The sequence below is a fragment of the Isoptericola jiangsuensis genome, from assembly GCF_002563715.1.
GTDB lineage: Bacteria > Actinomycetota > Actinomycetes > Actinomycetales > Cellulomonadaceae > Isoptericola > Isoptericola jiangsuensis.
This window is the reverse complement of sequence record NZ_PDJJ01000001.1, coordinates 3666479-3691681: the sequence shown is the minus strand read 5'-3', so window position 1 is coordinate 3691681 and position 25203 is coordinate 3666479. Positions and strand designations below refer to the sequence as shown.

The window sequence follows — 25203 nt, the reverse complement described above, 5'->3', positions numbered from 1 at the left end:
CATGAGCCGCGACGTCGTGCGCGTCGTCCTCGTGGACGACCACGAGGTGGTCCGTCGTGGCGTGGCGGACCTGCTGGACGCGGAGCCCGACATCGAGGTCGTGGGCGAGGCGGGCTCGGTCACCGAGGCGCTGGCGCGGGTCCCGGCGCTGGCGCCGGACGTGGCGGTGCTGGACGTGCGGCTGCCGGACGGCGACGGGGTGGGGCTGTGCCGCGAGCTGCGGTCCCGCACCGAGGTGGCGTGCCTCATGCTGACGTCGTTCGACGACGACGAGGCGCTGTTCGACGCGATCCTCGCGGGGGCGGCGGGGTACGTGCTCAAGCAGGTCCGGGGCACCGACCTGGTGGCGGCGATCCGCACGGTCGCAGCGGGCGGGTCGACGCTGGACCCGCGGGCGGCGCGGCTCGTCATGGAGCGGCTGCGGGCGCAGGAGCATCCGGACGCCGACCCGTTGGCCGACCTCACCGAGCAGGAGCGGCGCGTGCTCGCCCTGGTGGGGCAGGGGCTGACGAACCGGCAGATCGGGGAGCGCCTGTTCCTCGCGGAGAAGACGGTGAAGAACTACGTGTCGAACGTCCTGGCGAAGCTCGGCGTGGAGCGGCGCGTGCAGGCGGCGGTGCTCGCGGCGAAGCTCGAGCAGCGGTCCTGAGGCCGGCGGGCGGTCGGGCGCGGCTCAGCGCGGCAGCGGCACGGACCAGCGCAGCGACGTCCCCGGTGAGCGCGGGGTGACGGTGAACGTGCCGCCGAGGTCGGCCGCGCGACGGGCGAGGTTCGCCAGGCCGCTGCGGTGGACGTCGGGCGGGACGCCGACGCCGTCGTCGTCCACGACGAGCACGACGGCGTCACCGACGGCGAGGTGGACGTCGACGTGCCGGGCGTGGGCGTGCCGCGCGGCGTTCGACAGGGACTCGCGCAGCACCGCGACGAGGTGGTCGGCCACCGGGGGCGGCACGAGCGTGTCGACCGTGCCCGTCATCCGCAGGGACGGCGCGAACCCGAGGGCGCGGGCGGCGGCGTCGACCTCGGCGAGGAGCCGGGCCCGCACCCCGACCGTGCGGGACCCGCCGGGCGCCGGGGACAGCCCCCGGATGGTGGTGCGCACCAGGGAGATGGTCTCGTCGATCTCGTCGACGGCGCGGGCCACCCGGGCGGCGTCGTCGGGCCGGTCCGCGAGCCGCCGGCCCACGCCCTCCAGGGACAGCCCGGTCGCGTAGAGGCGCTGGACGGCGAGGTCGTGCAGGTCCCGGGCGATGCGGTCGCGGTCCCGCAGGACGGCGAGCCGTTCGGCGTCGTCGCGCCGTTCCGCGAGCTCCAGGGCGACGGCGGCGTGCCCGGCGAACGCGACGAGGGCGTCCACGACGACGCGGGGGAACGGCGGGGTGTCGCGGCGACGACCCACCAGCAGCACCCCCGAGGTGCGCCCCGGCCCGCCGAGCGGCATCGCGGCGAGCGGTCCGACGACCTCCGCCGGGTGCTCGGTCAGCGTGCCCAGCGCCTCCGCGGCGGCGTCGGCGGTGACGACCGGTCGCCCACGGGTCCAGGCCTCGGCCGCGAACGTCCCCTCCAACGGCACCACCGTCCCGACGAGCCCGTCGGTGCCCGGACCCACCGCCGACCGCACCTGCAGGTGGTCGGGCGCGTCGTCCGCGGCCGTGGCGAGCACCGCGACGTCCGCCTCCGCGACGCGCAGCGCCTGGTCCGCGACCACGTCGAGGACGGCCCCCGGGTCGTGGCCGGCGAGGACCCGGCGCGAGATCTCGTCGTCGCCGTGCGCCCACCGCTCCCGCAGCCGCGCCTCGTCGTACAGCCGGGCGTTCTCCACGGCCACGCTCGCCGCGGCGGCCAGCCCCTCGACGAGGCGCTCGTCCTCCGCGGTGAACGGCCCGCCCCGCTTCTCCGTGAGGTAGAGGTTGCCGAACGGCTCGCCGTGGACGTGCAGCGGCACCCCCAGGAACGACCGCATCGGCGGGTGGCCCGGTGGGAAGCCGGCCGCGCGCGGGTCGGCCGTGAGGTCGTCGAGCCGAAGCGGCACCGGGTGCGCGACCAGCTCGCCGAGCAGCCCCCGGCCGCGCGGCGGCGGCCCGATGCGGGCGACCTGAGCGTCGTCCAGGCCGACGGTGATGAACTCCGCGATCGTGCCGTCGTCGCCGAGCACGCCGAGGGCCGCGTACCGCGCGTCGGTGACGTCCGCGGCCGCCTGCACGAGCCGGCGCAGCGTCGTCGCCAGGTCCAGGCCGCGACCGATCGACAGCACCGCCCCGAGCAGCACGCCGTCGGTCATGCGTCCACGGTAGCGAGCACCTGTCCCCGATGCCCGGTCCGGGACCTTCGGGCCGCGGGCCGGTGACCAGCGGCACTGCCGCGCGCCCGCCGTCGGTGCGGTACTGGAAGCACGACGAAGGAGGACGTCATGGACACACGGCATGCGGTGGTCGTCGGGGTCGACGGCTCACCGGCGAGCGACCAGGCTCTCGACTGGGCGGCGGCGGAGACGGTGCGTCGCGGCTCCTGGCTGACCGTCGTGAGCGCCTACGAGATGGTGACCGCCCCCGGACCGGCCGCGTTCGGGATCGGCGCCGACGAGCTGCACCGCGGCGCGCAGGCGAACGTGTGGCGCGCCCTGGCCCGGATGGACGGCGCCCGGGAGCGCGGCTGCGTCGTGCCCGACGCCGCCGACGTCACCGGCGAGGTCGTGCACGGGGACCCTGCGGGCGTCCTCGTCGACCTGTCGGCGAGCAGCGACCTGGTGGTCGTGGGCCGGCACGGGTACAACGTGCTCGACCGGCTCGTGCTGGGCTCGGTCTCCGCGGCCGTCAGCGCCCAGGCGCGCGGCCCGGTGGTCGTCGTCCCGGACGACCCGATCGCCGCGCAGTCCCGCTGCCCGGCCGACGAGGTCGGCCCCGTGTGGCGGGTCGTCGCCGCGGTCGACTTCGACGACCACCTCTCCCGGGTCCTCGGGCAGGCGTTCGAGGAGGCGCACCACGCGCAGGTCCCGCTGCTCGTGGTCCACGCGCTGGACCGGGACCGGGCGGCGGTCGAGCACGCGTACGAGTCCGCGTGGGTGCGCGGCTACCGGGACGAGGCCGTCGCGGCGCTGCACGACGAGCTGGTGCGCTGGCAGGACAAGTACCCGCGGGTGACGTGGTCGACGGTCGTGGAGCGGGGTCGCCCCGTGGACCTGCTGACCTCCACCGTGCAGCGGCGCGACCTGCTCGTCGTCGGGGGGCGGCGGCACGCGCCGATCACGGGACGCATCCTGCGGTCGGTGGCCGACCGGGTCGGACGGGACGCCGGGTGCCCGGTGGTGGTGGTGCACCAGCAGCCCTGAGGGCCGCTCAGGCGGGGTCGGTGGTCAGGATCCGTTGGAACAGCACGTGGTCCTGCCACCGGCCCGCGATGTGCAGGTACTGGGGGGCGAGCCCGATCCGCACGAACCCCGTCCGGGCCAGGACGGCCTGGGACGCGCGGTTGTGCAGGAGCGTCGCCGCCTGGAGGCGGTGCAGGCCGAGGACGTCGCGGGCGTGCAGGGCGCCGGCCTCGACGGCGGCGGTCATGACGCCGCGGCCGGTGAGGTCGGACGCCAGCCAGTAGCCGACGTGCGCGGACCGGGCGGCGCCCCGCTCGATGCCGGTGAGGTTGAGCCGGCCGACGATCGCGTCGTCGCGCACCAGCACGAACGGCACGGCGCGTCCCGCCGTGTGCTCCAGCAGCAGCACGGGGATGCGGGCCGTGTGGTATCCCGCCTCGTGGAACGCGGCGGGGCGCTGCGGCTCCCACGGTTCGAGGTGGTCGCGGTCGCGGTCGTACGCCGCGGCGAGCGCGGGACCGTCGTCCGGGTGGAGCAGGCGCAGCACGACCCCGGCGGGCAGCTCGACCGGGGCGACCCCGGTGGTCTGCTCAGTCATCCTCGGACCGCAGGCGCGGCTCGGTGCGCAGCGCGGGGCGCACCCCGGCCTTGTCGGCGTAGAACTCCCGGATGCGGTCCATGTCGGCGCGGACGTCGCCGGTGAGGCGCAGGGTGGGGCCGAGGCCCGTCGTCATCGTCGTGCGGTCGACGTAGCCGAGGGTGACGGGCAGGTCCGCCTCGCGTGCGATGCGGTAGAAGCCGGACTTCCAGCCGTCGCCCGACCGCGTGCCCTCGGGCGTGACGACGAGGTGGAACACCTCGCCCGCGCGCACGCGCTCGATGACCTCCGCCACGACCCGGCTCGGGTCGCGACGGTCGACGGGGATCCCGCCCCAGGCCCGCATGACCGGGCCGCGCCAACCCGCGAACAGGGTGTGCTTGCCGAGCCAGCGCACGTCGATGCCGAGCTTCCACGCGATGGCGAGCATGAGCACGAAGTCCCAGTTGGACGTGTGCGGGGCGCCGATGAGGAGGCCGGCCTCGGCCGGTGCCGGGGTGGTGCGCAGGCGCCAGCGGCTCAGCCGCCAGTACAGGCTCGCGACGGTGCGGCGCAGAGGGGAGGACACCGCCTGATCGTACGGCCGCGCCACGGGTTCTCACGCATCGGCGGCGTCGTCGGCGCCCGCGACGGCGGGCGTCGGCGCCGGGTCGACGGCGCGCAGCCGCTCCACCACCTTGATGACGATCGCCACGACCGGCGTCGACAGGGCGGCCCCCAGCAGGCCGAACGTCGCGGCGCCCGCGATGGTCGACCCGAGGATGACGATGGGGTGCAGCCGCAGCGCGCCCTGCGTCATGAACGTCTGGATGACGGTCTGCACCGCGTTCTGCGCGACGAGGATGACGGCGAGCATGATCAGGGCGTCCGCCATCCCGCCGGAGCCGAGGGCGATGAGCACGGCGAACGCGCCGGACACGATCGCGCCGAGGAACGGCACGTACGACGTCACCATCGTCACCACCGCGATCGGGAAGGCGAGCGGCAGCCCGAGCGCCCACGCAGCCACCCCGACGATCGCGGACACCACCAGGCTCGACGCGGTCAGCGCGAGGAAGTAGCGGCGCATCGCCCACGTGCCGTCGTCGACGATGCCCGCCCCGACGTCCGGCGCGACCCCCAGGTGACGGGACGTCCACCCCATGAGCTGGTCCCAGTCCGCCAGCACGAAGTACAGCAGGAACACACCCACGAACAGGCCCATGAGCAGCGCCGCGGTGCCCGAGAACACGTCGCCGAGCTGCGCGGTCACGCCCGCGAGCAGCGTCGAGCCCCACTCGGGCAGGCCGTCCGTGGCGACGTCCACGTCGAGGTCGACGCCCAGGTCGTCCAGCCACCCCTGCGCCGCCGCGAACCCGTCGGAGAGCTGCGCCCCGATCTCCGGGGCCTGCGCCACGACGCCGCGCACCGCGATCGCGACCGTCCCGACCGCCACCCCGAGGAGCGCGACCAGCACGACCAGCGCGGCGAGAGGTCGCGGCATCCAGCGCGCCAGCCACTGGCACGCGGGTGCGAACAGCGCCCCCACGACCAGCGCGACCACCAGCGGCACCACCAGCCCGGAGATCTGCGCCGTGCCCAGGTAGACCACCACCGCGGCCAGCGCGATCCCCACGAACGCCCAGGCCCGGCGGCCCCAGCGCTCGATCGCCGGGCGTCTCGGGTCCGCGGTGGTCATGCGCCGAACCTAGCCGAGCGGGCACCGGCGGGCGCGGGCACGACGCGCCCGGCCCGCGACACACCTGCACGCACGACGCGGGGGTGCGGCCCGGACGGACCGCACCCCCGCGTCGTCGGACGACGGTGCCGGCTACGAGGCGGCGCCCACCTGGTAGGCGCGGACCATGGCCTGCTCGACCTTCGACCCGTCGACGTCGGTCATCGACGTGCGCAGGTGCACGAAGCTGCCCGCCGGGGCGTCGGTCGGGACGGTGGCCGTCCACGTGCCGTCGGCGGCCTGCTCGACCGGGACGTCGGTCCAGCTCGTCACCGAGGTGACGGTCTGCTGGGTCCCGACCGCGTACTGGAGGGTGACCCCGTCGAGGTCGACCCGCTCCCGCGTGGCGTCCGACGTCGCGGACAGCGTGACGTGCGCGTCCGTGCCGGCGGCGACCTGGTTGAGCAGGTTCATGTCGACGTCGAGCGACGGGACGAGCAGCGGCAGGGCGCCCTGGTGGGACCGGTCGCTGCGGAACGTCCAGTCGGTGGTGTAGGCCAGGCCGAACGGGTACGCCGGCTGGTAGCGGCGCGTGAACACCTGGCGCAGGTGCACCTCGGCGTCGCCCGACGGGAGCGCGTAGCCACCGGAGACCGGGTAGACGACCGCGCCGTCGACCCACACGCCCCGCGCGAGCGAGTCGGCGAGGTACAGGCCGGTGGAGTCGTGGCCCGCCGCGTCGCCCCAGGTGGGCATCGTCAGGCTCATCGTGTTCAGGTACCGCGACGCGAGGGCGGCGTCGTACGTGTTGCTCGACGCGCCCAGCGGCGTCTTGAACCACGACGTCGGCTCGGTGCTGCCCGCGGTGTACGTGCGGGGGCCGTCGAACGACGCCGCGCTGGCGATGTTGTTCGTCATGCGGGAGACCGTCGTCCACCGCACCTGCGGGGAGGCCGTGTAGTAGACGGTGCGCTCCTGCGGCGCGTCCACGGGCAGCATCGAGCCGCCCGCGTACACGCTCGAGGAGATCCCCGGCATGCTCAGCGCGACATCCGTGTACCAGACGCGGTTCGTGTCGCCCTGCGCGTAGAACGTGGTCGGCACGGTCGCCAGATCCTTGTCCTTGACCCGCTGGGTGCCGGTCGGGACGCGGCCGTCGAGGACGGTGGCCACGTTGTAGGCGACCGGGCTCGACGCGACGGACGTGCCGGCCCACGCGAGGGTCGCGGCGTCGCCCGCGTCGATGAGGTCGGTCGCGTCGGCGCGGGTGATCGACGCGATCGGCAGCGTCACCCCGAGGCCCGAGAGCTGGATGCGGCCCACGTTCGTCGAGGAGTACGCGAGGATGCCCACGGCACCGCGGCCCGCGAGGGCCCGGTCCCACTGCACGGCGTTGCCGCCCTGCACGGCGGTGGCGGCGTCGACCAGGACGACCTTGCCCTCGACGTCGGCGGCGGCGAGGTTCGCCGCGGTGCCCGGACCGGCGTGGACGACGGGGGCGGACCCGGTGCCGTCGAACGCCGGCGCGAACGCCAGGGGGAGGTCGTCGACGGTGCGTCCGGTGCCGGTCGTCATGACGACGCCGGGAGCGGTGAGGCGAGCGGTGGCCTCGAACGTGTACCGGTCACCGACCTGGCCGGGCGTCGTGTAGAGGTGCTTGACGTACGACGGGACCGTGGTCAGGACGCCGGTGCGGCGCGTCCCGCGCTCACCGAGCGCGTACGTGTAGCCGATGGAGTAGCCCTGGGCCTCGGTCGGCCGGTCGGCCTTCCACGACAGCTCCTCGGCCTCGCGGGCGTCGAGCGCCACCGTGGTCGCGCCGTCCACCTTCACCCGCTGGCGGACCAGCGAGACGGAGGCGACCTGGCCGTTGTTGCCGGGCTCGTCACGGGTGAGCAGGACGCCCGCGACCTCGTACGTGCCGTGCGGCAGGGTGAACGTCAGCGGGCCGTAGCCCGCGCCGTAGCGGTAGGCGGTACCCCGCTCGACGTCGATGATCTGGAACGACGAGTTGGCGTCCGGCACCTGGCCGAAGCGGTCCGCCGCCGTGAAGGTGACGGGCGCCGTCGGGCCCTTCACCAGGACGGAGAACGGCACGGTGACGCGCACGCCCGACCCGGTGCCGACGAGGCGACCGGTGACGGTGCCGTGGTCGTCGGCCTTCAGCGGAGCCGTCGGGTCGACGACGACGGGCACGTCGGCGGTGCCGCCGGCGGGCACGACGACACGACCCTTCGCCGCCCCGAGGGTGAGCAGCCGCCGCGGCACCGCGGTGCCGTCCTGGCCGTACGCCTCGAGCGCGAGGTCCAGGGTGACGTCGGCGGCCGAGGTGTTGGTGAGGGTCACCGTGCGGGTGACCGGCGCGGACCCGGTCTGCGGGTACGGGAACGACGCGAGCTCGACGCCCGGCGTGCCGGTGACGGTCTGCCCGACGGCCCGGCCGACGTCCATCGGACCGGCGCCCTGCTCCAGCGGCGGGGCGTCGGTGTCCTTGACGGACGACGTCAGCGCGGCCTTGACCTGCGCGGGCGTCCAGTCCGGGTGCGCCTGCAGGACGAGCGCGGCGCCACCGGCGACGTGCGGCGTCGCCATCGAGGTGCCCGAGTACGCGACGTACGGCAGGTCGGTGCCGCCGCCCGTGCGGGCGGAGACGACGTCGACGCCCTGGGAGGCGATGTCCGGCTTCGCGGCGTTGCCGCCGACCGACGGGCCGCGGCTGGAGAAGTACGCCGTGGCGTCGTCGCGGTCGACCGCGCCGACGGTCAGCGCGGCGGGGGCGCAGCCCGGGGTCGCGACCGTGCTGTGCAGGCCGTCGTTGCCGGCGGCGATGACGAACAGCGCCTCGTCCGACAGGGCCTGCACGAGCGAGACGTCGGGGCCGGTGCACGAGGTCGCGCCCGAGTTGCCCAGCGACATCGACACCACGTCCGCGCCGGAGTCCACGGCCCACTGCATGCCCGCGAGGATCCACGAGGTCTGGCCCGAGCCGTCGTCGCCGAGGACCTTGCCGACCAGCAGGTCGGCGCCCGGGGCGACACCCGCGTACGTGCCGTCCGACGCGGCGCCCGTGCCCGCGACGGACCCGGCGACGTGCGTGCCGTGCCCGTTCGCGTCCTGGACGGTCGTGCCGCCGTACGTGACGAACGACCGCGACGCCTCGACCTGGCCCGCCAGGTCGACGTGGGCGGGGTCGTAGCCCGTGTCGAGCACGGCCACGGTGACGCCGGTCCCGTCGAACCCGAGCTCGTGGGCGACGCCCGCGCCGGTCAGGGGGACGGTCGGCGACAGGCCGTCGACCACGGACGTGCCGTGCACCTTGGCGTCCAGCCAGATCCGCTCCACGCCCGCGCTCGACCGGGCCGCGGAGCCCGGCTCCAGCGCGGTCCAGGCGGCCGCGGCGCGGTCCTTGTCGACCGACACGGCGGCGGCGTCGATCTCGTCCAGCTCGACCGTCGTCACCGTCCCGCGGGCCTGGGAGCGCGCCTGCGCCCCGTCCGCGTACTCGACGATGACGGGCAGGGTGTCGGTGGAGGCGTCGTCGTAGCCGTCCTCCCACAGGCGGGTGACGTCGAACAGGCGCAGGTCGAGCTCGCCGGAGTCGACGAGGGGCTGCGCGGCGGGCGGCACCACGTAGGTGTGGCCGTCGGAGACCCAGCTGGAGGAGACGGCTTCCACGCCGTCCGTGACGAGGCGGGCCTCGGCGACGTTCCCGTCGTCGTCGATGCGGGCCTCGACGACGTCACCCGTGACGAGGGTGAACGTGGCCCAGGAGGAGGTGGCCTCGACGGTGGTCGTCGGGTCGGTCGGTGGCTGGTCGTCGGCGGTGGCGGACCCTGCGACGGCTGTCGCCGCCGAGGTCGCGAGCAGGGCGGACGCGGCGACGGTGGCCGCCGTCCGGCGCACGCGGGCGTGCTGGAACATGGAGAACTCCCTTCGGTGCGCCCACTGTCGCCGAACGACGGGCCCCTGGGGAGGGGTCAGGGCTGGCGGGAACGCGTCATGTCGCACAGTCGCCACCGGGCCGGGTGCTAGCGTGCGAGTCGCCGACCGCCGCCGATCACCTGGAGTGCCCCCATGGCCGCCGACCGACGCCGTCCCGACGACTCCCGCGCGCAGAAGCTGGAGAACCCGGTGATGCTGGGCGGCGCGATCGCCGTCGCGCTCGCGTTCGTCGGCGCGTTCGCCGGGTTCGACCTCCTGGGCGACGTCCTGGGCGTGCCGGTGCTGGTCGTCGTCATCGTCGCCGTGTTCGTCGTCGGCGCGGTCGTGACCGCGCGGCGCATCGCGGCGCTCCGCAACGACGGCGACGAGCCGGGCGGCGCCTGACGGGACGACCCCCGGCGAGGGTTCAGCGACCGGGACGGGTGCGCGTGCCGCGCCGGGCCCGGGCCGCGGCGAGCCGGGCCCGTCGCTGCGCCGGGTCGAGGGCGGACACCGGCACGTCGCCGAGCACAGGGGCGTCGTGGAAGCGGCGTCGCCACGCGCGGCGGGCGAGAACGGCGCTCCACGCGGCCAGGGCCGCGGCGGCGACCAGCAGCGCGACGCGGGCCGCGACGGGGACGTCCTGCGCGATCCCGGCGAACGCCAGCAGCCAGGCGGCGCCGGCGGGCAGCATGGCCACGACCTGCCGGACCTCGGGCTGCCAGCCCGTGACGTACCAGCGCATGAGCAGGTCCGTGGTGCGGGTGCCGTGGACGGGCTGCAACGACAGCGCCACCGAGAAGGCGGTCGGCACGCCGGTCGCGGCACCCGGCCCGACACGTCGCGTCGCCGACAGGGGCTCGTGCGCGCGGCGCGGGTCGAACGAGCGGGCGACGTACACGAACGACAGGGCGGCGAGCGGCCACGTGGCCGCCGGGAGGACGCCCAGCACGCCTGCCCCCCAGAGCACGACCAGCAGGGGCACGGCCAGGAGCAGGGCGACGGCCTCGCCCGGGTCGGACGCCGGGCCCGCCAGCAGCGGGGCGAGCTCCAGGCCGCCGTCGAGCGCAGCCCAGAGCAGGATCCCCGGCCCCAGCGCCAGCACGACCAGCGCCAGCGCCGTCCACACCAGCCCGACGAGCAGGTAGCCGAGCGGGCGCAGCACGCGCCGCGCCACCGGCAGCGGTGCGTCCTGCGCGTGGGGGGCGACGTGCGGGCCGTCCGTCATGACGAGGCGGTCGCCGCGGCCTCGGCGGGCACCTGCTCCATGAACGTCAGGGAGTCCAGGATCTCGTCGAACAGCGTCGCGAACGGCTCGGCCGACGGGATGCCCGGCACGTTGACGCGGGCCAGGAGCAGCCGCGAGCGGTCCGGGTACGGCACGTGGTACTCCAGGCGCATCGTGAGGACCTCGTCGCCGTCGGGCGTCGCACCGCGCGTCATCTCGACGACGCGGGCGACGGGGCCGCTGCGCTGCTCGGCCACCTCGCCGTCGGGGAACGCGGCGCGCAGGGCGCCCGCGACGTCCCCGGCGGTGAGCAGCTCGGCCGCCGCGGCCGGCCACTCCTCGTCGATCGCGAGCAGCGCCGCGGGGAACGGCACGCCCGGCAGCAGCTCCAGCGACGTCAGGTAGGTGTGCACGCCGACGGCGCGCGCCGCGGCGACGTTCTCCAGGATCTCCTGCGTGGCCTCGCGACGGGCCCGGGCGAGCCGGTCCGCCGGGCCGACCTGACGCCGCACCAGGCGGCGCACGTACGTCGCGGACTCCGCGGGGTCCGCCAGGGGCACGTTGCCCCAGGTCCCCGGCAGGACGATCCGCAGGCGACCCTCGTGGAAACCGACCTCGCGCGTCATGCCTGCCCCAGCTCCACCGTCAGGCCCGCGGCGAGGTCCAGCACGGCCTGCGGCATGTCGTCGAACACGCCCACGCCGGCCGACACCGCGGTCAGCTCGATCATGTCCGGGCAGCCCGGCGGGAACACGCCGAGCACCACCCGCTCCTCCAGGTGCGCGACCTCCTGGCCGAGGTCGGCGTCCACGTGCCCGATCATGAGGTGCGCGCCGCGGCCGTCCCCCGCGGGGAGGTCGGCCTCGACCTGCTGCGCGAACAGGTACGGCGGGTCGTCCGCCTCCGCGACCAGCCGCTCCAGGTCCGCGAGGAACGCCTCGGGCGTCAGGTCGGCCTGCGCCACCAGCGTCACCATGGCGTCCACCGTGCCCGAGGACGGGTCACGGACGAGGAAGGCCGTCGTCAGGGCGTCGACGCCCGTGCCCGACGCGGCCTCCACCACCGCGACGACGGCCGCCGTCAGGTCGGCGACGGGGTCCGACGTGAACGCCTGCGCGGCGTCGGGCGACAACGAGGGCACGGTCGTGGGGGAGGGCGCGTCGGGGCCGACGAGGTGGCGGGCCACCTGCGCCGCCCACGCCGCCACGTCGAACGGGGCCTCCGGTACGACCGTCCAGCCTTCACCGAGCGTCAGCTCGTAGCCGACCAGCCTGCGTGTCACGGGGTCCTCTCCTCGGGTCCGGCCGCCCGTCGCCGGGCGTCCGGCCATCGTACGGGCAACGGTTCGTCGGGATCAGTTCGGCGGGATCGCGTCGCCCGCGAGCTTGATCGCGCCGCCCACCAGGTTGCCGTACGGGCCGCCCAGCGGGCTCGACCCGAGCGACACACCAGGACCGAGCGCGTGGCCCGGGTCGCCGTAGCCCAGCTCGCTCGCCGCCGAGATCGTGTTGCGCACCCCGTTGAACGTCGTGATGCCGATCGCGCCGACCGCGGCGACGGACGCCGTCGTCGAGGCCACGTTGTCGACCCGGGTCCCCGCGATCGCCATCGTGCTGAGCATGTCCGCGACGTCGTCGTTGCGGAACAGCGCCCGCATCCCGGCGCCCGAGAACGGGTTGGGGAACAGCTTCCTCGCGGCCTGGGAGTACGCGCCGTTCTTGATCATCCCGGCCACCGCCTTGTCGCCCGCCGAGCGGACGAACGGCGACTTCAGGACGCCCGTGACACGCTGACCCGTCGTCATCGCGAACACCTTGCGCGTGCTCTTCAGCGTCGTCGTGCCGAACGTCGCCTTCGCGACCCGCGGCGACATCCGCCCCGCCGACTGCACGACGATCCGCGCCTTGGAGTACTTGGCGATCGCGCTGATCGCCTTGCCGCCGAACAGCGACAGCACGGCCAGCGCCGCGGCGCCGACGACGCCCCACCACGAACCCTTGCCCCGCGCCGCGTTGAAGACCGCGTTCACCACCGCCAGGATCGCGCCCACCGCGGCCAGCACCAGCAGCACCTGCCCGAGGATCGGCACCCACGACAGGAAGATCGCGAGGATGCCCGCGACGTCGCAGACGATCTTGACGATCTTGTAGACGCCGTCCCAGACCTCGCCGGCCTTGTCCCAGAAGCCGTCCTTCAGCCCGTGCGCGAGCTTGCCGGTGACGACCTCCTCGATCTGCGACGCGGCCTTCCGCGCCGCGGAGTCCTTGGCCTGGTGCCCGGCCGTCCACTCGTTCTCCTGGTGCGTGACCTGCGCCTCCAGGTCGCCGACGTGGTTCCCGGCGCGGGTCGACGCGCCGGTCGCCTCCGCCCGCTCCTCGGGGGTGGCGGTCGCCGGCAGCGAGTCCACGTCGGTCTGCGCCGCCCACGCCCGGGTGCGCGCCGTGCTCAGCTCGTCGCGCAGGCGCCGCAGCTCGCGCGCCGCCGGGTTCGCCCGGTCCTTCGCGGCCTCCAGCCCGTCCGCGTACGTCGACAGGGCGTCGCCCGCCTCGTGGTAGCGCAGCTGCGCCTTGTCGATGCTCTCCCGCACCGTCTCCGCGAGATTGCGGGTCTCGTCCATCGCCAGCGACTTCGTGCTGATCTCGGTGACGATGCTGTCCAGGGCCTTCGTCGACCGCTGGATCGCGTCCGCGATCGCCGTGTACCGGTCCGCCTTCGACCGCACGAGGGTCGCCGACCCGTCGAGCTCTTCCCACTGCGTGTCCGCCATCGCCGGCCTCCTACTTCTCCGCCGCGTCCTCGAGCGCCCGCGCGAGGTCGGCGTCGACCTGCGTGAACGTGTCGACGATCTGCGTCATGATCCCGCTGAGCTTCTGCACGTCGGACAGCATGTCCTCGCGCTTGATCCGCCACTTGTCCGAGAAGTCGTGCAGGCGGTCCGCCAGCTCGTCGTGGCCCGTCGCCTCCGCCGCCGAGCCGGCCCGTGACTCGGAGTTCTCCAGCTCGCGCACGATGGCGGACAGGTCGTCGGCCAGCGTCGTCAGCGTTGCCATGTCGATGGACAGGTCGTACCCGGCCATGCTCCGCCCCCCGTGCTCGTCACCCTGGTCGGCAGAACCGTAGCCTCCGGCGAGCGTCCGGTCGATGGGGAGTTCTCCCCATCGACCCGGGCGGACGGGCTGGTCAGCCGCTGACGGGGCCGTGGACGGGACGACCTCGGAGCGTGTCCGAGGGGCCGTGGGCCGTCGAGCTCGCCGTGACGACGCGGGACGTGCTGGCCTCCCTCCGGCAGGAGGACGCAGGACCGGTGGCCGAACGGTGGGCGACCGCGGAGGAGCTGTACGGGGCGACGGGGGAGGACCTGCTCCCGTTCGTCGTCGATCTCGCGGCGCTCGCGCGCCGTGCCGCCGACGCCGACGACCGGCTCTACTGCTGGACGTGCGTCTGACGGGGTGTCCCACGCAACAGCCCTGCGGCCCGCACCTGGCCCGCCTGTGACTCGTTCCGGGGGGACACTGGAGGTCAGCACTGTCAGCAACGACGAGGAGTCCGCCGTGCCCCAGGGAACTGTCCGATGGTTCGACACCGACCGAGGGTTCGGTTTCATCGACCTCGGCAACGACGCCGAGGACCTGTTCGTCCACGCGTCCGAGATCGTCGGCGACGACGGCCCGAAGCAGCTCCGGGAGGGGCAGGCCGTCGAGTTCGAGGTGGGCGAGGGTGACCGCGGCCCGCAGGCGCGTCACGTCCGTGTCACGGGCGACGTCGCCGACGACGCGGCGCTCGGCGTGCTCGGCACCGTCAACTGGTACGAGCCCGCCAAGGGGTACGGCTTCGTCACGCCCGACGACGGTCGGGGCGAGATCTTCGTGCACAGCTCGGCCATCGTCACCGGCGGGGTGATCGCCGAGGGCCAGCGCGTGGCGTTCCTCGTGGTCGACGGCGAGAAGGGTCCCCAGGCGGACAACCTGCTGCCGCTCGGGGCCGCGGCCGCCGCGTCGGCTTCCGACGGCGCGGACGGCACGGTGACCTGGTACGACGAGGGCAAGGGCTTCGGGTTCATCACGCCCGACGCGGGCGGCGAGGACGTGTTCGTCCACGCCAAGGCGCTGGGCCGCGGGCTGACCGGGCTCGTCGAGGGCGACCGCGTGGCCTTCGAGGTCTTCGCCGGCGACAAGGGGCCGAACGCCCGCGACGTCCAGGTGGTGGGCGGGCGCCCGCGCGGCGGTGCGCGTGGCGGTGACCGTGGCGGCGACCGTGGCCGCGGTGGCGCCGACCGTGGTCGGGGCGGCCGTCCCGGCGGCTCCGGCGCGCCGGCGCGCGGTGGCGAGGGCACGGTCGCGCGCTACGACGCCGACCGCGGCTTCGGCTTCATCCGCCCGGACTCGGGTGGCGACGACCTGTTCGTGCACGTCTCCGTCCTGCGGGGCGAGGAGTTCCTGGAGGAGGGCGAGCGCGTCCGCTTCAAGGTCCGCCAGAGCGACCGCGGGCCGCAGGCGGACGACGTCGAGCTGCTCTGAGCGCGACGCGCCCGGCGACTGCTGAGAAGGGGCTCCGCCGCACGGCGGAGCCCCTTCGTCGTCCCCGGCGCCGGGGCAACGGGGGCGTCCCGGGTCTCCGTGTCCGAGGAGCGGGGGCGGCGAAGGGCGGTCGACGGCTGCGGGAATAGTGGAGGTTCCGTCAAGGTTGAGCCATGCAGACTCAACTTCGGACCCGGTCGGCTGGACACGTCGGGCGAGCCGTCCTAGGTTGAGTGCAGACGACTCAACCCCCATCACGAAGGAGCGCCAACATGGCTCGAGCAGTCGGCATCGACCTCGGTACCACCAACTCGGTGGTCGCCGTCCTGGAGGGTGGCGAGCCCACCGTCATCGCGAACGCCGAGGGCGCCCGCACCACGCCGTCCGTGGTCGCGTTCTCCAAGACCGGCGAGGTCCTCGTCGGTGAGGTCGCCAAGCGTCAGGCGGTCACCAACGTCGACCGCACCATCTCCTCGGTCAAGCGCCACATGGGCACCGACTGGACCACGGAGATCGACGACAAGAAGTACACCGCGCAGGAGATCAGCGCGCGCATCCTCGGCAAGCTCAAGCGCGACGCCGAGGAGTACCTGGGCGAGCCCGTCACCGACGCGGTCATCACCGTCCCCGCGTACTTCAACGACGCCGAGCGCCAGGCCACGAAGGACGCCGGCCAGATCGCCGGCCTCAACGTGCAGCGCATCGTCAACGAGCCCACCGCGGCGGCGCTCGCGTACGGCCTCGACAAGGGCAAGGAGGACGAGCTCATCCTCGTCTTCGACCTGGGTGGCGGCACGTTCGACGTCTCCCTGCTCGAGGTCGGCAAGGACGAGGACGACTTCTCCACGATCCAGGTGCGCGCCACCTCCGGCGACAACCGCCTCGGCGGCGACGACTGGGACAACCGGATCGTCGAGCACCTCATCAAGCAGGTGAAGAACTCCGCGGGCGTCGACCTGTCGAAGGACAAGATCGCGCTGCAGCGTCTGCGCGAGGCCGCCGAGCAGGCGAAGAAGGAGCTCTCGTCCGCGACGAGCACCAACATCTCCATGCAGTACCTGTCGATGAGCGAGAACGGCCCCGTCCACCTGGACGAGAAGCTGACGCGCGCGCAGTTCCAGCAGCTCACGCAGGACCTGCTCGACCGCACGAAGGCGCCGTTCCACGCCGTCATCCGTGACGCGGGCGTGTCGGTCTCCGAGATCGACCACGTCGTCCTCGTCGGCGGCTCGACCCGCATGCCCGCCGTCTCCGAGGTCGTGCGCGAGCTCACCGGCGGCAAGGAGCCCAACAAGGGCGTCAACCCGGACGAGGTCGTCGCCGTCGGCGCCGCCCTGCAGGCCGGTGTCATCGGCGGTGAGCGCAAGGACGTGCTGCTCATCGACGTCACCCCGCTGTCCCTCGGCATCGAGACCAAGGGTGGCGTGATGACCAAGCTCATCGAGCGCAACACGGCCATCCCGACCAAGCGCAGCGAGATCTTCTCCACGGCGGAGGACAACCAGCCGTCCGTCGCGATCCAGGTGTTCCAGGGCGAGCGCGAGTTCACCCGGGACAACAAGCCGCTGGGCACGTTCGAGCTCACCGGCATCGCCCCGGCCCCCCGCGGCGTCCCGCAGATCGAGGTCACCTTCGACATCGACGCGAACGGCATCGTGCACGTGTCCGCCAAGGACCGCGGCACCGGCACCGAGCAGTCGATGAAGATCACCGGCGGTTCCGCCCTCCCCAAGGAGGACATCGACCGCATGGTGAAGGAGGCCGAGGAGCACGCGGAGGAGGACAAGAAGCGCCGCGAGGAGGCCGAGACCCGCAACCAGGCCGAGTCGTTCGCGTACGCGATGGAGAAGCAGGTCGCGGACAACCGCGACAAGCTCCCCGCCGACGTCGTGACCGAGGTCGAGGCGGACGTCGCTTCCGTGAAGTCGGCCCTCGAGGGCGACGACGCGGACGCCGTGAAGGCGGCCTACGAGAAGCTGGGCCAGTCCTCGCAGAAGATCGGCGAGGCGCTGTACTCGGCCGAGCAGCAGGCCTCCGCCGGTGCCGGCGACACCTCCGGCGAGGCCCCGTCGGCCGCCCCGGACGAGGACGTCGTCGACGCCGAGATCGTGGACGACGAGGACGACAAGGACCGCAAGTGACGGCGGACGAGACGCGGGGCACCCCCGAGCAGCCGGAGGGCGGCTCGGGGGACTCCCCCTTCCACTTCACGGACAAGCGCAAGGTCGACCCGACCACGGGTGAGCCCCGCGACGCGGAGCAGACCCCGGCCGAGCCGGCCGACCCCCTGGAGGCGCTCGACTTCGAGCCGTCGCCGGAGGCGGCCGAGGACTCCGAGGTGCTGGCCGCCAAGGCCCAGGCCGCGGAGCACCTGGACGCCCTGCAGCGGGAGCGCGCGAGCTTCACCAACTACCGCAACCGGGCGCTGCGCGACCAGGAGGCCGCGCGGACGCGGGGCACCCAAGACGTGCTCACCGCCCTGCTGCCGGTGCTGGACGACATCGAGCGGGCCAAGGCCCACGCGGAGCTGTCCGGCCCGATGGCGGCGATCGCGGAGAAGCTCGACGCGTCGCTCGGCAAGTTCGGCGTCGAGCGGTTCGGTGCGGTCGGCGAGGAGTTCGACCCGACCGTCCACGAGGCGCTCATGCACTCCACGGACGCCGACGTGACGTCGACGACCATCAACCTGGTGATCGAGCCGGGCTACCGCATCGGCGACAAGCTCGTGCGGGCCGCCCGGGTGGGGGTCGTCGGACCCGAGTGAGGACGGTCGGTGGTGCGGGGCCCTGTGCGCTCGAATGATTCGCTCGTTCCTCGCTCGGCTCTCGCGAACAGGGCCCCGCACCGCCGACCATCAGCCCGGCGCCGCTCGCGCCGGGCGCGATAAGAGACGAAAAGAGGCGTCGTGACCGGTCAGGACTGGATGGAGAAGGACTTCTACGCCGCGCTGGGCGTCTCCAAGGATGCCGACCAGGCGGAGATCAAGAAGGCGTACCGCAAGCTGGCGCGCCAGTTCCACCCTGACCAGAACCAGGGCGACCCGAAGGCCGAGGCGCGCTTCAAGGAGATCGGCGAGGCGTACGCGGTGCTGTCCGACACCGAGCAGAAGCAGCAGTACGACGCGATCCGCTCGATGGCGGGCGGCGGCGCGCGCTTCGCCGGCGGTCCGGGCGGCGGGCCCGCAGGGTTCGAGGACATCTTCGGTTCGATGTTCGGCGGCGGCGCCCCCACCGGTCGGGCCGGCGGTCCGGGCGGTCCGCGCGTGCAGTACCAGCAGTCGGGCGGGTTCGAGGACATCCTCGGGCAGATGTTCGGCGGCGGCGCGGGGCGGCGTCCGGCCGGGTTCGGCGGGCCGCAGCAGCAGCGCGGCGCCGACATCGAGCACAAGGCGACGCTGTCGTTCCGGGCGGCGGTGCAGGGCACGACGGTCGAGATGACCGTCGACGGCCGCGACCTGACCGCCCGCATCCCCGCGGGCGTCCACGACGGGCAGCGGATCCGCCTGCGCGGCAAGGGCCGCCCGGGCGTGAACGGCGGTCCCGCGGGCGACCTGATGATCCGCATCCAGCTCGAGCCGCACCCGGTGTTCTCGATGGACGGCGACGACCTGCGCATGACGCTGCCGGTGACGTTCGCCGAGGCGACGCTGGGCACGACGGTCGAGGTGCCGACGCTGTCGGGCGAGACGGTGCGTCTCAAGGTCCCGGCGGGGACGCCGTCGGGCCGGGTGCTGCGCCTCAAGGGCCGCGGCGTGGCGACGACGAAGAAGACGGGCGACCTGCTGGTCACCGTGCAGGTCGTGGTCCCGCAGAAGCTGAGCCGCGCCGCGAAGAAGGCGCTGGAGGAGTTCGCCGCCGCGGCCGACGGCGACGACGACGTGCGCGCCGGGCTGGCTGCCCGGGCGGCGCAGTAGCGGCTGCGTCGGCGCCGTCGGCCCTGGTGGCGGGCGGGGCCGACGGTAGCCTCGGGCCGGGAGGAGGTCGAGATGGTCACCGACGACGCACCCGTGCTGACGGTCTCGCAGGCCGCGCAGCTCGCGGGGATGCACCCGCAGACGCTGCGGCAGTACGACCGGCTGGGTCTGGTGGTGCCGCGGCGCACGCGCGGCCGGGGCCGCCGCTACTCGCGGCGCGACGTGGCCCGGCTGCTGGAGGTGCAGCGCCTGGCGCAGTCCGAGGGCGTGAACCTCGCGGGCATCAAGCGCATCCTCGAGCTGGAGCAGCACGTCTCGGTGCTGGAGCAGCGGCTGGGGGAGCTGGCCCGCCTGCTGGCGGAGCGTGAGCACGCCGCGGGCCGGGTGTTCACCGCCGGGTCGGGCGGTGACGTCGTGGCGATGCCGCTGGGCCGCCGTGTGCGGCGCACCGAGCTGCGGGTGGACGTGGAGTCCCGGCAGGACAGCGGTGCGCTGGTGCTGTGGCGGCCCGCCCCGCGCGGCTGATCTTTAGGGAACGTCATTGTTTCCTATATCGAATACATTGCGGTAAGGCTTTCCTTATTTCTTCGGGTGAGTATTTCCTTCGTAGCCAGAATGCGAATTCGCTCCTATGATCGAGTGACGAGAGCGACGCACCACGGCCCACGGAGGAGCAGAGATGACGACCCTGATGGAGATGCCCGAGGTCACCGAGTGCTCGGTGGACGGGTGCAGCTACAACCACGACCACGACTGTCACGCCGGAGCGGTCACCATCGGCGGGGTCCCCGGCGACGCCGCCTGCGCGACCTTCATCCCGCTCGGCACCAAGGGCGGCCTCGACAAGGTCGTCGCCCACGTCGGCGCCTGCCAGCGCGTCGACTGCGTGCACAACGACAGCCTCGAGTGCGGGGCGGCCGCCATCCGCGTCGGCGCCGGCCCGCAGGACGAGGGGCACGCCGACTGCCTCACCTTCGAGACCGCCTGAGCGCCGCCCCTGCGACGCCCGACGGGCCCGGACGGACCGTTCCGTCCGGGCCCGTCGTCGTCCCCGGCCGGTCACGAGCCGGCGCGCACGCCCTGGGTGGTGCGCACCGGCCCGCGTCGTGCTCGGCCGGGGCCCCTCAGCGGCGCAGGTGCTGGAGCAGGTCGACGGCCGCGCCGTGCGACGCCGGCAGGCGTTCGAGCCAGACGCGCACCGGCCGACGCATCGTCCCGGCCACGCCGAGGATCTGGGCGTTGCGCTCCACGATCCGCCGCACCGACTGGGACAGCCGCGCGACGTCGGGTGAGCGCTCGCACAGCACGGCGAACACGCCGTCGCTCAGCGACGCCATCGGGTGGCCGCTGCCGAAGACCTGGTCGAGCGTCCGGCCCACGGAGGCGGCGCGAGCCATGCGTTGCCACGCGTCGAGGTCGTCCACCGCCACGTCGATGATCACCAGGCAGTGGGTCTCCGACACCGGGAGCGCCGACCCGGCGGACCGCCCGTACGTCTCGCGCAGGCGCTCGCCGAGGTAGTCGACCGTCGGCAGACCGGTGGCGGGGTCGCGGACCCCGGACAGCGTGGGTTCCCGCTCGCGCCCCTGCACCCAGCCGAGGGCCGCACCGCGCACCACGTCGACGTCGACGGGCGCACCCACGGCGCGGTACAGGCAGGCGACGTCCTCGAGGGTCTCGTCGAGGCCGATGCCCGCCGAGGACCGGGCGAACCCGAGCCGGTGCGCGGGCGCCTCGGGGGAGCGGCCGTCGGCGACGGCCTCCACGACGGCGTCCACCGCCGGGTGGTACCAGTCGCCCGGCCGGAGCCAGACCTCCGTGAGGCTCGCGGTGCGCCAGCGCTCGCGCGTGTCGACGGCCCATGCGCCGCCGGTCGGCATGGTCATGCTGGATGAGACCTCCCTGAGCCACGATCATGACGCGGTTGCAGCGGGTGAAACGTCCGGACGACTGTTTCACCCGCTCGCGCGCTACGCGTGCGTGGGGTTCTCACCGTAGAGTAACCCCGTCCCGTGCCTTCAGGGCAGCGGGAACTTCTGATCGTGGAAGAAGCGGGGCCGGCGTGACCGACGTCTACGTGGGATCGGGTGGAACAGCTCCCAGCGACGGGGAGCTGATCCTCGAGGTGCGCGGAGGCAGCCTCGACGCCTACGGCGCGCTCTACGAGCGGCACGCTGCTGCCGCCCGGATCCTCGCCCGCCAGTACGTGCGCAGCGACTCCGACGCCGACGACGTCGTGGCCGACGCCTTCCAGCGCGTCCTCGGCGTGCTGCGCCAGGGCAGCGGCCCCGACACCCACTTCCGCGCCTACCTCTTCACGGTGGTGCGCCGCCTCGCCGCGGACCTCTCCGCCGGTGCGCACCGGACCCGTCCCACCGACGACGACGGCACGTTCGAGCTGGCGCTCGGCCCGTCGGGCTCCTCGGAGGACCCGGCGCTCGCCGGGTTCGAGAGCTCCGTGGTGGCGCGCGCGTACGAGCGCCTGCCCGAGCGGTGGCAGGCGGTCCTCTGGTACACGGAGGTCGAGCGGCTGTCGCCCGCGGAGGTGGCACCGATCCTCGGCCTCACGCCCAACGGGGTGTCCGCCCTCGCCTACCGCGCCCGCGAAGGGCTGCGCGTCGGCTACCTCCAGGAGCACCTCACCGCCGAGCCCGCCGACACCTGCAAGGTGGTCAACCCGATGCTCGGCGGCTACGTGCGCGGCAGCCTGTCGAAGCGGGAGATCAGCAAGGTCGACCGCCACCTCGAGAGCTGCGACGGGTGCCGGGTGCTCGTCCTGGAGCTGGGCGACGTCGCGCACGGCATGCGGGTCGTCGTCGCACCCCTGGTGCTGGGTGTCGCGGGCCTCGCCGTCCTGGGCGCGCTCCCCCTCGGTGCGCTGACGGGTGCGGGCCTCGCCGGGGTCGCGACCGGCACGGCCGGTGCCGCGGGTGTCGGGGCGACCACCGCCACCGCCACCGGCGCGGTCGGTGCCGCGGGCTCGGGGGCCGGTGCCGTGACGGGTGGTGCCGGGGTCGGCGCCGGGTCGGCCGCGACGGGCACCGTCGGGGCAGGCGTCGGTGCGGGTGCCGGTGCGGGTGCCGCGGGCGGGGCCGGGGCGGCAGGAGCGGGTGCTGCCGGGGCCGCGGGTGCCGGTGCGGGTGCCGCCGGCGCGGGCGGGACGGCCGCCGCGACCGCCACCGCGGCCACCGCCGCCACCGCCTCCACCGCGACGTCGGTCGCCACCACGGCCGTCGTCGCGACCGGCACCGCCGGGATGTCCGCCGTGACCGTCGCGGCGTCCACGGGTGCCGTCGCCGCCGCGACCGTCGGCGTCGTCTCCGTGCTCGGCGCGATGAGCGGCGGCGAGCCCGCGCCGGTGCCGGAGCTGCCGCCCGTCGCCGTCGCGTCCCCCTGGCCCGTCCAGGACGAGGAGCTGCCCCAGGTGGAGGCGTCGCCCGCCCCGGAGCCCAGCGCCGACCCGACCGACCCGGCCAACGTGCCCGCCCTGGTGGACGCGGCCGCCGTCGAGCAGGTCGTGCTCCCGGCGCCCGCGCACGTCACGGTGACCGTGGCGAACCCGTCCGACGTCCTCGAGCCGCGCGTCACCGACCACCTCGCCCTGGAGGTCGGCAACTCCGGCGGCACCGTCGCGGCCGACGCCCAGCTCCGTGTCACCCTCCCCGACGGGATAGCGCTGGGCGTCGCCTCGTCGCCGTCCGGCGCGTCCGCCGGGCCGCAGGTGCCCCTCCCGGCCGACCCGTCGTCCCTGCCGTGCACCGCCACCGCCGAGGCGGGCGTCGTGCAGTGCCAGGTCGGCTCCCTCGACCCGGGGCAGGCCAGGACGGTGACCGTCCCCGTGGTCGCCCGCTCGGGCGGCACCTACGGCGTCGACGCGAGCGTCTGGGCCGACGGGGTGGCCGAGAGCACCACCGCCCTCCCCGCGACGCAGGTCGCGTACTTCGGCCCCGAGCTGACCGCGGACGTCGGTGACGTCGCCGCGGTGGAGAACCCGGGCCGCGCCGACGTCACGTTCACCGTCCGCAACTCGGGCGACGTCGCCGCCCCGGCCGGATGGGGGGCCCGCGTCAAGGTGCCCACCGGTCTCGTGCCGAGCTCCGTCGACGGTGATCTCAGCTGCGACGCCGTGTCCGAGCCCGCCGACGGGTACCGCACGTGGCACTGCACCGGCCCCGAGCTGGCCGCCGGGACCACCCTGTCGGGTGCCGCGACGGTCGTGGCCGACGGCTCGACCGCTGCCGGCGACTACGCGCTGCAGGTGGTGCCCGAGCTGCCCGACGACGGTTCCGTCGTGCGCGACGCGGCGTCGCTGTCCGTGGGCCGGGCATGGGTCGGCGTGATGGCCGGCGCCGGCACCATCGAGGCGTCCTGCCAGGCGCGCGGCAACGTCGGTGTCGCCGACGCCGTCGTCACCGGCTCCTACACCAACCTCACGGGCCGGACCCTCACGGTCGGCCTGGACGCCGCCGGGTCCGGCTCCGAGGGCACCCGTTCGCTCGCCCCGGGCGAGACGGCGAACCTGGTCGTCCACGACGGCCTGCGGGTCCCCGACGGGACGGGCACGTGGAAGGTCTCGACCACCGTCGCCGGGTCGACGTACTCGCGCACGGTGGAGACGGTGCGCCACGGCCGGGCCGAGTGCTACGACCCGACGTGGAACGTCGAGACGTCCGCCCGGACCGTCAACGACGGCGGCACGGTCCGGATCGAGGGCACGATCGTCAACCACGACGGCGACCCGATGCAGGTGACGATGAAGGGCGCGGGCACGTCGTCCGCCACGACGCAGCTCCCCGCCGGCGGCAGCATCACGCTGTCGGTCCCGACGGACAAGACCTCGGTGGACGCCGGGTCGGTGACGTTCGACCTGTACCGCTGGCGCACCGACCGGGACGGCGACCAGCCGGCGAACGGCGTCGTGCCGTGGAACGCGCCCACCACGTCCTACCCGGCGGCGACGATCGCGCCCGCGGCGGGCGCGGCGCGGGCCGCCGACGCCTGCACCTACGACCCGGGCTCCGAGACGTCGACGCGCTCGTTCACCGTGCCTCTCGACAACACCGCCTCGACGCTGCCCGTGGAGTTCGTGGTGCGGGTCGGCGGACAGACCGAGAGGGTCAAGGTCGCGGGCGGCGACACGACGACCGTGCAGGTCCGGGTGCCGTGGGGCACCGAGACCGGCACCGTCCTCGCCGACGGTCGCGAGCTGCGCACCCTGGACGTGACCTTCCGGTCCTGCGCGACGCCGCTGACGTGGCCCGACGACGTCACGGTGACGGCCGCGCCGCGCTGCGACGCCGGCACCGTGCAGGTGGTCGTGGACGTCGTCAACGGCGGCACGCGCTCGTGGCAGGCCACGCTCACCCGCCGCGGATCGACCGTCGGTGAGCAGCGGCTGGCGGCGGGTGCCACCGCGCAGTTCGTCCTCGACACCCACCGGTGGCGGACCCGGGGCGGCGACGTCACGGTGCGCCTGGCCCGGACCGTGGAGGGCACCGCGCAGGACGTGACGAGCACCGCCACCTACGCCGGCCTGTCCTGCCCCGTCGTCGCGCCGGACGCCCGCCTCGACGACGTCGAGACGCGCAAGGACGACTACGGCGGCTGGGTGACGTCGTGGCGGGAGCCGCGCGTGGTGCTCGACAACTCGGGCTCGAACGTCGAGGTGAGCTTCCAGGTGGTCGGCAAGGACGGCTTCGACCGCACGGTCACGGTGCCCGCCGGGAAGTCCGACGTCCTCACCACGCCGCGGGTGGACGGCCGCCGCGGCACCACCTACACGGTGACGGCGGGCGACTGGTCGACCACCCTGGACACGGGGACCTTCACGGCCGCGGAGGCCGGCTGGTGCCCGGACCGCATCGCCTGGGGCGTGAAGTACGAGCCCGGCGACGTGCGGTCGTGGAACGGCTTCGCGTACCGGTACGTCGGCTGGGACGGCACCGCGCCCGAGGGGTCCCCCGCCCACGGCCAGGGGGCCAAGTGGTGGAAGGACGGCCACCGCTGGAACGGCCAGTGGCGGCAGTGGGAGAAGGTCGGCGGCTGCGAGTACCCGTGAGCCG

The 25203-nt window shown here is 74.4% G+C and carries 22 protein-coding genes; 11 read left to right on the top strand and 11 right to left on the bottom strand.

Features of this window, described 5'->3' with window-relative positions:
* The first annotated feature begins 1 nt into the window (after position 1).
* On the top strand, positions 2–649 hold the full coding sequence (locus ATJ88_RS16615) for a response regulator (RefSeq protein ID WP_098464792.1): 648 nt from the start codon (positions 2–4) through the stop codon (positions 647–649).
* Positions 650–673: 24 nt separating this feature from the next.
* Here the strand turns inward: ATJ88_RS16615 and ATJ88_RS16610 are convergent, their stop codons facing one another.
* Entirely contained in the window at positions 674–2281 is a 1608-nt protein-coding gene (locus tag ATJ88_RS16610) for a GAF domain-containing sensor histidine kinase (RefSeq protein WP_098464791.1), read from the bottom strand.
* 129 nt (positions 2282–2410) lie between these two features.
* On the opposite strand from ATJ88_RS16610, the gene ATJ88_RS16605 reads away from it, so the two are divergent.
* Positions 2411–3328, top strand: a complete 918-nt coding sequence (locus ATJ88_RS16605; protein ID WP_098464790.1) for a universal stress protein — start codon at positions 2411–2413, stop codon at positions 3326–3328.
* 7 nt (positions 3329–3335) lie between these two features.
* On the opposite strand, the gene ATJ88_RS16600 is transcribed toward ATJ88_RS16605, so the two are convergent.
* The 4 genes from ATJ88_RS16600 to ATJ88_RS16585 form a co-directional block, all read right to left on the bottom strand.
* Positions 3336–3905 carry a GNAT family N-acetyltransferase gene (locus tag ATJ88_RS16600; RefSeq protein WP_098464789.1) on the bottom strand — a complete coding sequence of 190 codons (570 nt, stop codon included), beginning with the start codon at positions 3903–3905 and terminating at the stop codon, positions 3336–3338.
* Complete coding sequence (locus ATJ88_RS16595) at positions 3898–4473, bottom strand: 1-acyl-sn-glycerol-3-phosphate acyltransferase (RefSeq protein WP_245852510.1); 576 nt, start codon at positions 4471–4473, stop codon at positions 3898–3900. The genes ATJ88_RS16600 and ATJ88_RS16595 overlap by 8 nt, the downstream gene beginning before the upstream one ends.
* A gap of 30 nt (positions 4474–4503) precedes the next feature.
* Complete coding sequence (locus ATJ88_RS16590) at positions 4504–5583, bottom strand: AI-2E family transporter (RefSeq protein ID WP_098464788.1); 1080 nt, start codon at positions 5581–5583, stop codon at positions 4504–4506.
* A 132-nt stretch (positions 5584–5715) separates the two neighbouring features.
* Positions 5716–9483 carry a S8 family serine peptidase gene (locus ATJ88_RS16585; protein WP_098464787.1) on the bottom strand — a complete coding sequence of 1256 codons (3768 nt, stop codon included), beginning with the start codon at positions 9481–9483 and terminating at the stop codon, positions 5716–5718.
* A gap of 153 nt (positions 9484–9636) precedes the next feature.
* Between ATJ88_RS16585 and ATJ88_RS16580 the strand changes: the two genes are divergently transcribed.
* On the top strand, positions 9637–9888 hold the full coding sequence (locus tag ATJ88_RS16580) for a hypothetical protein (RefSeq protein ID WP_098464786.1): 252 nt from the start codon (positions 9637–9639) through the stop codon (positions 9886–9888).
* A 22-nt stretch (positions 9889–9910) separates the two neighbouring features.
* Here ATJ88_RS16580 and ATJ88_RS16575 read toward each other — a convergent pair whose 3' ends face one another.
* From ATJ88_RS16575 to ATJ88_RS16555, 5 genes are all read right to left on the bottom strand, one after another.
* Positions 9911–10711: a hypothetical protein gene (locus tag ATJ88_RS16575; RefSeq protein WP_098464785.1), complete on the bottom strand. Its 801-nt coding sequence runs from the start codon at positions 10709–10711 to the stop codon at positions 9911–9913.
* Positions 10708–11337 (bottom strand): hypothetical protein, encoded by a 630-nt coding sequence (locus ATJ88_RS16570; RefSeq protein ID WP_098464784.1) that lies wholly within the window; start codon positions 11335–11337, stop codon positions 10708–10710. The genes ATJ88_RS16575 and ATJ88_RS16570 overlap by 4 nt, the downstream gene beginning before the upstream one ends.
* Positions 11334–11993 carry a hypothetical protein gene (locus tag ATJ88_RS16565; protein WP_098464783.1) on the bottom strand — a complete coding sequence of 220 codons (660 nt, stop codon included), beginning with the start codon at positions 11991–11993 and terminating at the stop codon, positions 11334–11336. Before ATJ88_RS16565 ends, ATJ88_RS16570 begins: the two co-directional genes overlap by 4 nt.
* Before the next feature lie 72 nt (positions 11994–12065).
* The gene (locus tag ATJ88_RS16560; protein ID WP_098464782.1) at positions 12066–13478 is read right to left on the bottom strand and encodes an AAA family ATPase; all 1413 of its coding nucleotides are present in this window, start codon (positions 13476–13478) and stop codon (positions 12066–12068) included.
* Positions 13479–13488: 10 nt separating this feature from the next.
* A complete protein-coding gene (locus ATJ88_RS16555; RefSeq protein WP_098464781.1) occupies positions 13489–13788 on the bottom strand; it encodes a hypothetical protein in 300 nt (99 codons plus the stop codon).
* Between the two features lie 143 nt (positions 13789–13931).
* On the opposite strand from ATJ88_RS16555, the gene ATJ88_RS16550 reads away from it, so the two are divergent.
* From ATJ88_RS16550 to ATJ88_RS16520, 7 genes are all read left to right on the top strand, one after another.
* The gene (locus ATJ88_RS16550) at positions 13932–14156 is read left to right on the top strand and encodes a hypothetical protein (RefSeq protein WP_098464780.1); all 225 of its coding nucleotides are present in this window, start codon (positions 13932–13934) and stop codon (positions 14154–14156) included.
* Positions 14157–14262: 106 nt separating this feature from the next.
* Positions 14263–15228 (top strand): cold-shock protein, encoded by a 966-nt coding sequence (locus ATJ88_RS19065; protein WP_098464779.1) that lies wholly within the window; start codon positions 14263–14265, stop codon positions 15226–15228.
* A 272-nt stretch (positions 15229–15500) separates the two neighbouring features.
* Positions 15501–17369: a molecular chaperone DnaK gene (dnaK, locus tag ATJ88_RS16540; protein ID WP_098464778.1), complete on the top strand. Its 1869-nt coding sequence runs from the start codon at positions 15501–15503 to the stop codon at positions 17367–17369.
* On the top strand, positions 17366–17992 hold the full coding sequence (gene grpE / locus ATJ88_RS16535; RefSeq protein ID WP_098464777.1) for a nucleotide exchange factor GrpE: 627 nt from the start codon (positions 17366–17368) through the stop codon (positions 17990–17992). Before dnaK ends, grpE begins: the two co-directional genes overlap by 4 nt.
* Positions 17993–18133: 141 nt before the next feature.
* Complete coding sequence (locus ATJ88_RS16530) at positions 18134–19141, top strand: DnaJ C-terminal domain-containing protein (protein WP_098464776.1); 1008 nt, start codon at positions 18134–18136, stop codon at positions 19139–19141.
* A 72-nt stretch (positions 19142–19213) separates the two neighbouring features.
* On the top strand, positions 19214–19666 hold the full coding sequence (locus ATJ88_RS16525; protein WP_098464775.1) for a heat shock protein transcriptional repressor HspR: 453 nt from the start codon (positions 19214–19216) through the stop codon (positions 19664–19666).
* Between the two features lie 154 nt (positions 19667–19820).
* Entirely contained in the window at positions 19821–20129 is a 309-nt protein-coding gene (locus ATJ88_RS16520) for a DUF1540 domain-containing protein (protein WP_098464774.1), read from the top strand.
* 136 nt (positions 20130–20265) lie between these two features.
* Here the strand turns inward: ATJ88_RS16520 and ATJ88_RS16515 are convergent, their stop codons facing one another.
* Positions 20266–21027: a hypothetical protein gene (locus tag ATJ88_RS16515; protein WP_098464773.1), complete on the bottom strand. Its 762-nt coding sequence runs from the start codon at positions 21025–21027 to the stop codon at positions 20266–20268.
* 176 nt (positions 21028–21203) lie between these two features.
* On the opposite strand from ATJ88_RS16515, the gene ATJ88_RS18450 reads away from it, so the two are divergent.
* Positions 21204–25199 (top strand): sigma-70 family RNA polymerase sigma factor, encoded by a 3996-nt coding sequence (locus tag ATJ88_RS18450; protein ID WP_170023682.1) that lies wholly within the window; start codon positions 21204–21206, stop codon positions 25197–25199.
* The last annotated feature ends 4 nt before the right edge of the window (positions 25200–25203 follow it).

Coding starts and splice junctions, on each gene's coding strand:
- ATJ88_RS16615 (WP_098464792.1), top strand. CDS start 2: ATGAGCCGCGACGTCGTGCGCGTCGTCCTCGTGGACGACCACGAGGTG.
- ATJ88_RS16610 (WP_098464791.1), bottom strand. CDS start 2,281: ATGACCGACGGCGTGCTGCTCGGGGCGGTGCTGTCGATCGGTCGCGGC.
- ATJ88_RS16605 (WP_098464790.1), top strand. CDS start 2,411: ATGGACACACGGCATGCGGTGGTCGTCGGGGTCGACGGCTCACCGGCG.
- ATJ88_RS16600 (WP_098464789.1), bottom strand. CDS start 3,905: ATGACTGAGCAGACCACCGGGGTCGCCCCGGTCGAGCTGCCCGCCGGG.
- ATJ88_RS16590 (WP_098464788.1), bottom strand. CDS start 5,583: ATGACCACCGCGGACCCGAGACGCCCGGCGATCGAGCGCTGGGGCCGC.
- ATJ88_RS16585 (WP_098464787.1), bottom strand. CDS start 9,483: ATGTTCCAGCACGCCCGCGTGCGCCGGACGGCGGCCACCGTCGCCGCG.
- ATJ88_RS16580 (WP_098464786.1), top strand. CDS start 9,637: ATGGCCGCCGACCGACGCCGTCCCGACGACTCCCGCGCGCAGAAGCTG.
- ATJ88_RS16575 (WP_098464785.1), bottom strand. CDS start 10,711: ATGACGGACGGCCCGCACGTCGCCCCCCACGCGCAGGACGCACCGCTG.
- ATJ88_RS16570 (WP_098464784.1), bottom strand. CDS start 11,337: ATGACGCGCGAGGTCGGTTTCCACGAGGGTCGCCTGCGGATCGTCCTG.
- ATJ88_RS16560 (WP_098464782.1), bottom strand. CDS start 13,478: ATGGCGGACACGCAGTGGGAAGAGCTCGACGGGTCGGCGACCCTCGTG.
- ATJ88_RS16555 (WP_098464781.1), bottom strand. CDS start 13,788: ATGGCCGGGTACGACCTGTCCATCGACATGGCAACGCTGACGACGCTG.
- dnaK (WP_098464778.1), top strand. CDS start 15,501: ATGGCTCGAGCAGTCGGCATCGACCTCGGTACCACCAACTCGGTGGTC.
- ATJ88_RS16525 (WP_098464775.1), top strand. CDS start 19,214: ATGGTCACCGACGACGCACCCGTGCTGACGGTCTCGCAGGCCGCGCAG.
- ATJ88_RS16520 (WP_098464774.1), top strand. CDS start 19,821: ATGACGACCCTGATGGAGATGCCCGAGGTCACCGAGTGCTCGGTGGAC.
- ATJ88_RS16515 (WP_098464773.1), bottom strand. CDS start 21,027: ATGACCATGCCGACCGGCGGCGCATGGGCCGTCGACACGCGCGAGCGC.